Annotated in this window: 7 protein-coding genes; 5 read left to right on the forward strand and 2 right to left on the reverse strand. The window is 69.4% G+C overall.

Annotation, left to right across the window (positions count from 1 at the left end; all coding sequences use genetic code 11):
- The 3 genes from ADBZ5U_RS13125 to ADBZ5U_RS13135 form a co-directional block, all read left to right on the forward strand.
- Positions 1-462, forward strand: a 462-nt coding sequence (locus ADBZ5U_RS13125; RefSeq protein WP_526810866.1) for a glucosamine-6-phosphate deaminase, incomplete at its 5' end; no start/stop codon positions are given.
- On the forward strand, positions 463-1608 hold the full coding sequence (locus ADBZ5U_RS13130) for an N-acetylglucosamine-6-phosphate deacetylase (protein ID WP_526810868.1): 1146 nt from the start codon (positions 463-465) through the stop codon (positions 1606-1608). It begins immediately after the preceding gene.
- Positions 1609-1673: 65 nt separating this feature from the next.
- Positions 1674-2285 (forward strand): hypothetical protein, encoded by a 612-nt coding sequence (locus tag ADBZ5U_RS13135; RefSeq protein WP_526810870.1) that lies wholly within the window; start codon positions 1674-1676, stop codon positions 2283-2285.
- Positions 2286-2334: 49 nt separating this feature from the next.
- Here the strand turns inward: ADBZ5U_RS13135 and ADBZ5U_RS13140 are convergent, their stop codons facing one another.
- Together ADBZ5U_RS13140 and ADBZ5U_RS13145 are read right to left on the reverse strand one after the other, a co-directional pair.
- Positions 2335-3588 carry a DUF1254 domain-containing protein gene (locus ADBZ5U_RS13140; RefSeq protein ID WP_526810872.1) on the reverse strand — a complete coding sequence of 418 codons (1254 nt, stop codon included), beginning with the start codon at positions 3586-3588 and terminating at the stop codon, positions 2335-2337.
- A gap of 285 nt (positions 3589-3873) precedes the next feature.
- Entirely contained in the window at positions 3874-4833 is a 960-nt protein-coding gene (locus ADBZ5U_RS13145; RefSeq protein WP_526810874.1) for an ornithine cyclodeaminase family protein, read from the reverse strand.
- 150 nt (positions 4834-4983) lie between these two features.
- Between ADBZ5U_RS13145 and ADBZ5U_RS13150 the strand changes: the two genes are divergently transcribed.
- Positions 4984-6492, forward strand: a complete 1509-nt coding sequence (locus ADBZ5U_RS13150) for an SLC13 family permease (protein ID WP_526810875.1) — start codon at positions 4984-4986, stop codon at positions 6490-6492.
- A complete protein-coding gene (locus ADBZ5U_RS13155; protein WP_526810877.1) occupies positions 6474-7502 on the forward strand; it encodes a hypothetical protein in 1029 nt (342 codons plus the stop codon). Before ADBZ5U_RS13150 ends, ADBZ5U_RS13155 begins: the two co-directional genes overlap by 19 nt.
- Positions 7503-7637 lie beyond the last annotated feature (135 nt).

Below are 7637 nucleotides of genomic sequence, written 5' to 3' on the forward strand. Positions count from 1 at the left end.
ATCCCGGCCGCCTGCGCGGCCTACGACCAGGCGATCCGCGACGCCGGCGGGGTAGACCTGCAGATCCTCGGGATCGGCACCGACGGCCACATCGGCTTCAACGAGCCCGGTTCGTCCCTGGCGTCGCGGACCCGCATCAAGACCCTGACCCGGCAGACCCGCCTGGACAACGCCCGCTTCTTCGACGGGGATCTCACCGCCGTACCGACCCACTGCGTCACCCAGGGCCTGGGCACCATCTCCGAAGCCCGCCACGTCGTGCTGGTGGCGACCGGGCGCTCCAAAGCCGAGGCCGTGCATCAACTCGTCGAAGGCGCGGTGAGTGCGATGTGGCCGGCCACCATCCTGCAGCACCATCCACACACCACCGTGCTGCTCGACGACGCCGCCGCGCGGCGACTGCAGCTGGCCGACTACTACCGGGAGACCTACGCGTCCAAACCGTGCTGGCAGGGCATCTAGATGCTGCTCACGGCGGGCACGGTGCTGACCGGCGAAGAGTTGTTGCGCCCCGGCTGGATCGAGGTCTCGGGCGGCACCATCGCCGCCGTCGGGTCCGGCTCACCGGGACGTCCCGCCGACCGCGACTTCGGTGCGGCGACGGTGGTTCCGGGTTTCGTGGACACCCACGTCCACGGCGGCGGCGGCGGCAGCTTCTCCGATGCCGGGATGACCGAGACCGTGGTGGGACTGCACGCCCGGCACGGGACCACCACCCTGCTGGCCTCGCTGGTCACCGAGGCGCCCGACGATCTGCTGCGCCAGGTCGCCGCGCTGGCCGAGCAGGTGAGCGACGGCTTGATCGCCGGCGTCCACCTGGAGGGTCCGTGGCTTGCCGCGAAGCGCTGCGGGGCGCACGACCCCGCGCTGCTGCGCGACCCTGAAATCACCGAACTGCGAGCGGTTTTCGATGCCGGGGGCGGATGCATCCGGATGGTGACACTGGCACCGGAACGCACCGGCGGACTGGATGCGGTTCGCTGGGTGGCCGGCGCCGGAGCGGTGGCCGCGGTCGGGCACACCGAGGCCACCTACGAGCAGACCCGGGCGGCCATCGAAGCCGGCGCGACGGTCGGCACCCATCTTTTCAATGCGATGCGTCCGATCCACCAACGCGAACCCGGCCCGGTGATCGCCCTGCTGGAGGATCCCCGGGTCACCGTGGAGGTGATCGGCGACGGGGTACACGTGGACGAGGCGCTGTACCGGCACGTCACCCGCAGCGCCGGACCGGACCGGGTGTCGCTGGTGACCGACGCCATGGCGGCGGCGGGGATGGCCGACGGCGCCTACCGGATCGGCCCGTTGGACGTCGACGTCTCCGGGGGACTCGCGCACCTGGTCGGCACCGACACCATCGCCGGCAGCACCGCGACGATGGACCGCCTGTTCGGTTTCGCGGTGACCGCCGGTTTCCGCGGCGGTCTGCCCCCGGATGAGGCCATGGCGAGGGCGGTGGCCCAGACCTCGGTGAATCCCGCTCGCGCCCTCGGCCTTCCCAGCCCGGTGCTGGGCCCGGACTCCCACGCCGACCTGGTGGTCCTCGATGACGGGCTCGCGGTTTCCGCCGTCATGCGGCGCGGCCGTTGGGTCGTCTCGGACTCCTAACGGTTGGGTCTTGGATCCGCATCGCCTCTCGCGCGCGCGGTGTGGGGTGTGGTCTGGTGGATCAGGTGAGCACTTCCATGTTGCGAATGTCCGGCCTGGCCGGCGCGGTGGCGGCGGCCCTGATCGCCGTCGGCATGCCCCTGGCATCCGGCGCGCCGACCGCGGCGCCCCCCTCGGACGGCGAGGGCTACGTCGACTCGACCGCGCGGTGCGCCAAGCCCTCCACCGCCGTGCTGTTCGGCACCACCAGAAGCTCTCGGGTGGCGATCTGCAAGACCGCCGCCGGCGGCTACGAGTACCGCGGGGTGCGGATGGCGGACGGCGCCAAACTGATCGCCCCGGCCAAGCAGACCTCGGCGCAGACCTTCGTCGCGGACAACGACGGGGTGAAGTACACCGTGACCCCGACGGCGCTGAGCGTCACCTCGGGCGGCAACACCTTCCGCACCGAGTCCTGGAGCGACTTCCACGGCGCCCCCGCCACGCCGAACTCGACGTCGCCCTCCGCCGCTGAGACCTCCAAGTCGAACTCGACTGCGACCGCCCCGAAGTCGGGGCCGGCCGCGCCGACCCCGGGTCTGACGACCCCGGCGGCGCCCAAGCCGTCGGCCAGTCCGCCTCCCCCCCTGCCGCCGCCGTTGGCCGCCGAGGTGGGCGGAACCCCCTCCGGGGAGTGACCGCCGAACCTTCCGATCCGTCGTCGGCGAGGCCGACTTCCAGCGCCGGCTACCGGCTGCGCTCGATCGGCGGCGGCGCCCAGGTGCCGTCGAGGATCGGCTGTTGGGGCCGGTACATCCGCAGATATGCGTTGAAGCGGCCTAAGGGCACCTTCAGCCAGTTCGCGCCGGGATCGCCGGGATCGCGGTGCGCGAAGACGATGTCGATCGACCCGTCGGGTCTGCGCACCAGTTCCTCCGGCCGGCTACTGCTGACGCTGTACCGGTGCTGGGCGTTGGGCACCAGGCGGCCGGCCGCGTCGTAGACCGTGACCGACCAGAACGCGTCGACCGGCGGTTCCTCGCCCGGCGCGAAATGCAGGACGTAGGGCCGGATTCCGCAGCCGATCAGCGGCAGCAGGTTCCGGTCGAGCAGTCCCGCGGAGTAGACCGCCTCCTCCGGGGTGTTGGCCAGCAGACCGGCCTGCGCGACACCTGCGCGCAGCAGATAGTTGGTGCCGTAGTCGCCGATCTCCGGTCCGGGGGTGGCCCAGCCGCGGTGGCCCAGCGCGGCGGCGTACTGGTTGACGGCGGTCAGCAGCGGAAGCAGTGCGGCAGTCGCCTGCACGGCCAGTCCGACGGCGACGGTCGACAGCGGGCCGAGGTTGGCGTCGGCGACCCGCATTCCCGGTCCGACGCCGATCCGCGCCAGTTGCGCCAGTTCCGGGGCGTCCGCGGCGGGCGGTGGGTTGAGCGCGATACCCGCACTGATGGCGTCGAGATAGCCGATACCCGGCCGCGGGATCGGAATCACCGGGCTCACCGCGCCGCCACTCGGAGTCAGCGAGTACTGCTTGATCAGTTCGACGGCCGACTTCTGATCGGCCTCGTCGCCCGCCAGGGTGCGGCCCAGCGCCATCATGCTGCTGTAGGGCACCGGGACCGTCTGCGCGTCCGGGATGTCGGCCTGCGGGCCCCCGGTCCAGGTGATGGCGTACTTCCCCGGTCCGTATCCCGTTGCGCGAGAGCCGACATAGCCGGAGACGTTGGTGTAGGGGTCAGTCAACTGGAAGCTGAAATAGCGGCTGCCCATATCCGGGACCGACAACACCACCGGTCCTCGGCTGAGGTCCAGTTCGGCCAGCGAGTAGAACGTGTCGACATTAGGACGCTTACCACCGCCGATGGACTGCCAGACCGGGTCGGCGTCGGGATTGGCGAAAGCGGTCAGCGAGGACAGGGTGTTCACCGTTCCGACGGTCTGACGGACACGTTGGTATTCCATCAGCGGATAGCCGTAGACGTAGGCCCGCGCGGCGAGCACAGCCGAGCCGATCGGTCCCGGAGGCCGAGCGGTTGAAACCTCACTGACAGGGGGCTTTTCGATCAGACTTCCGGACGGGGAAACCGCGGAGGGCCGGCTTCCGACGTGGCTTGCCGGCACCCGCCGAGCCGGGGAGTGGGATCGCGCCGTCGAGCCGTGATCCCGCTCCGCGGCGGCGGCGCGGCCGTCGTCAGCCGCGGCGGCGCCGGGCCCGGCGAGCAGCCCTGCCGCCAACCCGGCAGCCAGCACACCGGCCCGCAGCCACGATTTCCCGGCGGCGCCCATCTAGGGAAACTCGATGTAGCTGCCGACCCCTGCGGCCGGCGCCCGGTCCAGGATCAGGGAACTCAGGGCCACGTCGTCCATCGCGATCCCCATATTTAGGAACATCCGCCGCCCCTCTGTGGGCACGTCGTACTCGCCGGAGACGACGGCCGCGAGATGGGTGTCCGGTTTGGGCAACCCGAAGAAGTACAGGTCATCGGCGACCGAACTGTACTGACCGATATCGTCGACACAGTAGATGACCGCGTCGTGAAAGGCCTTGGGCGACATAGCATCGTCGTAGTCGACCGGCAGTAGCAGGGCGTTGGGATCGGTATTGGCGCAATCGAGCTTCGGATCCAGCGGCACGGTGATGGTGGTGATCACCAGGTCCGCACCCGCGACGGCGTCGGTGGGCGAGTCGCCCAGCCGGGTCACCCGGTCGCCGGCCTTCTCCTCGAACATCCGGGCAACCCGGTCCGCGTTGCGGTCGTAGGCGGTGACGTGGGTTATGCCGGGGTGTACCTCCAGAGCCACCTCCAGGTGCCGCTGCCCCTGCAGGCCGCAGCCGACGATCGCCAGATGCCTGGGATCGCCGGGGACATGTCGCATCGTCACCCCCGAGACGCCCGGGGTGCGCATCTCGGTGATCCAACCACCGTCGAGCATTGCCACCGGCCGTCCGGTCTCCGGGTCGTTCATGATCATCACGCCGTAGATGTAGGGCAGGCCCTTGGCGTGGTTCTGTTCGTAGCCGGCCACCCACTTCAGGCCGATGCGGTCCGAGCCGCCCAGGTAGGCCGGCATCGCGTGGATGAAGGCATCCTCCCGGGAGGTGACCTTGGGCTTGGGCGGGTTCTGAACCAGGCCGCGGGCCTTCTGCCGGAACGCGTCCTCGAGGACGTCGATGATCTCGGACCAGGTCAGCCCGAGGCCGTCGAGGTCGGCGCGGTTGAGGACCAGCATCTGGTTGTCGCTCACCTGCACGACCATAGCCGCGTACGGCAACCGTTTCAGGTCGAACCCGTGCGCGGCTCTGCCTCGCCCACGCGGGCCTTATTGGGCATCGACTCGCATGCCCGGGGCGTCACGACTCGAAACGTCGGGTAGCCGCACTGCTAGCCTGCCCGGGTGAGCGCCCGCTTCACCGACGTCCTGGCCTCGCACTGGCCGGTTTTCGCAGTTCTGGGCGCTGTGCTCGTGGCCGTCACGGTCGCCGCCGCGACGCACCGCGGCAGCCCCGGCGCACCGGCCCGCGAGATCGTCGGCTGGGCAACGGTGTTGGTGGCGCCGCCATTGGTCTACCTGGCCATGCAGGCCGCCGGATTCAGCGTGCAGTCAGCGATTTTCGCGGCACTGCTCGCCGCGACCGTCTTGTTCTGGGTGTTCGGACTGGTTGATGAGTTCGTACCCGCACTCGTCGCGGTGGTGGCCGCGCTCATCATCGGCCTGGCGCCGCCGGATGTGGCTCTGGCCGGTTTCGCCTCACCGAGTCTGCTGCTACTCCTCGGGGTGTTTGCACTGTCCGCGGTGATCAGTTCCTCGGGTCTGAGTTACCGGCTGATGACACGGCTGCTGCTGCGCCTTCCGGACCGACCGGTGTGGCATCAGGTCACCCTGCTGGGCTCGGGGTATGCGCTGTCCCCGCTGATGCCGTCGACCAATGCGCGACTGTCTCTGCTGACGCCGGTTTATCAGGACATGGTCGGCGGGTTGCGGCTGCCGCCCAAGGGGCCTGCGGTCACCGCATTACTGGCGGCCACGTTCGGCGGGGCGATTCTGTTCTCCCCGATGATGGCGACCAGCAAGTCGTCCAACATCGCGGCTCTCGGTCTGCTCCCTGCCCAGGTTCAGGCCGAGTTCAGCGGACTGTTCTGGCTGGTGGCCGCTGCGGTGGCGGCCCTGGGTGTGACGGTCGTCCATCTGGTGGTGCTGCCCCGGCTGTTTCCCACCGGCGCCGAGTCCGCGCTGCCGAGAGCACAGATGCAACGGAGCCTGGCCCAGCTGGGTCCGCTCAAGCCGCAGGAGTGGATCGCCGCCGGCGGGTTCCTGTTCTTCCTGCTGGGCACTGCGACCGTGGGATGGCACCATGTCCGGCCGGCATATCTGGCCGGGTGCGTGCTACTGGGCCTGCTGTTGACCGGCACGTTGCTGCGCAAAGACTTTCAACGGCAACTTGACTGGCCGATGATCTTCTTCCTGCTCGGCATCGACAGTCTGATGCGCATCATGGACCACCTCGGCTTGGCCGACGCTCTGGCCGCCGAGGTTGATCACCGCTTCGATTTCATCGACGGCAGCATCGCGGTGTTCATCGCTGTGGCACTGGCCGTCACACTCGCGGTGCGGCTGGCGCTTCCGGTTACCGCGGGCATGCTGACCGCGGCGGTCGTGCTGCTGCCCGTGGCCGCCGCACAGGGGATCCACCCGTGGATCTGTGTGTTCTGCGCGGCGGTCTTCAGCGACATCTCGTTCTTCCGTCACCAGGGAACCAACGGCATCATCCAAATCCGGGCGGCGGGCCTGTTCGAGCAGGCCGATGAGCGAGGCTTCCTGCGTTACAACCTGCTGATGAACGCGGCGCGGGTGGCGGTGGTCTACGCGTCGATCCCGTGGTGGCAATGGCTGGGACTGTTATGACCAGGCTGTTGCGGAATCTTCTGATCGCCGGCTTCCTGCTCTGCTTCGTGGTGATGCTCGGATTGTTCAACGCCACCAAACCGCGCATCCTGGTGCTGCACTCCGGTACGCAGGGATCGGCCTGGGTCGACGAGGTCGACCGGGGGATGCGGATGGCACTGGAGAACAACCGGCGTCCGCTCAACGTGGAGTGGAACTACCTGGGTGTGGCTGCCCCGGCCGCCGCCCGCAACCCGGGCGCCGCGGTGGCTGAGGCCCGCCGGGCTGTCGACCGGTTCAAGCCGGACATTCTGATCGCCGTCGATGATGAAGCAAACGCTCTGGTCGCCAGGGACTACGTCGGGCGAGACAGCCCTCGCATACTCTACGTTTCGATCGACCGGCCGCCGGAGTTCTACGGCTACGCTGGCGCCCCCAACGTCTCCGGCATCGCCGAGCAGTTGCCGTGGACCGCGTTACGGGACAGTCTGATCCCCCTGTTCGGCACCCGCCCGGTCACACTGGCCGCGATCGGGGTCGACGGGGACACCGACCGGGCCGCGCTGGCGCAGATGAGGGCGTTCGACTGGGGTTCGGCGACCATCGGCCCGGCCGCGCTGGTGTCGACCGCCGAGGCCTGGCGCGACGGCGTGCGGCAGGCAGCGGACGCCGACGTGCTGGTGGTGCTCAGCGTCCAGGACCTCCCCGACAGCGCCGGCCGGGTCAGCACCGCCGCTGACCTCACCGCCTGGACCGAGGCCAATGCCCGACCCCTGCCGATCGGAACCCAGGCCGGTTTCGTCGCCGACGGCGGCGGCCTGAGCTTCTCACCGCCGCCCGACGACGAGGGCGCGCGGGCGATCCGGCTGGCGCTGGATTGGCTCGACGACCGGGCAACCCCCGGCCCACCGGCCCCGGTCGAGTCGTCCCACTTCGAGGTGGCGGTCCGCCGGGAGGCCCTCGACCGGCGCGGCGTCACCCTCCCCCCGATCTACCTGGAGGCTGCGCGAGAGAACGGAACGCTGTACTAATGCGCGCACAAACGGGGGTTGCGGCATAAGGTCGAGAGCATGCTGAACGCTCTTGACACCCGACTCGACCAGCACAAGTACACCGTCTTGGGGATTTTCCGGATTGTGATCGGCTTCCTGTTCGCCTTGCACGGC

Origin of the sequence: Mycobacterium sp., assembly GCF_040398885.1 — a bacterium.
GTDB lineage: Bacteria > Actinomycetota > Actinomycetes > Mycobacteriales > Mycobacteriaceae > Mycobacterium.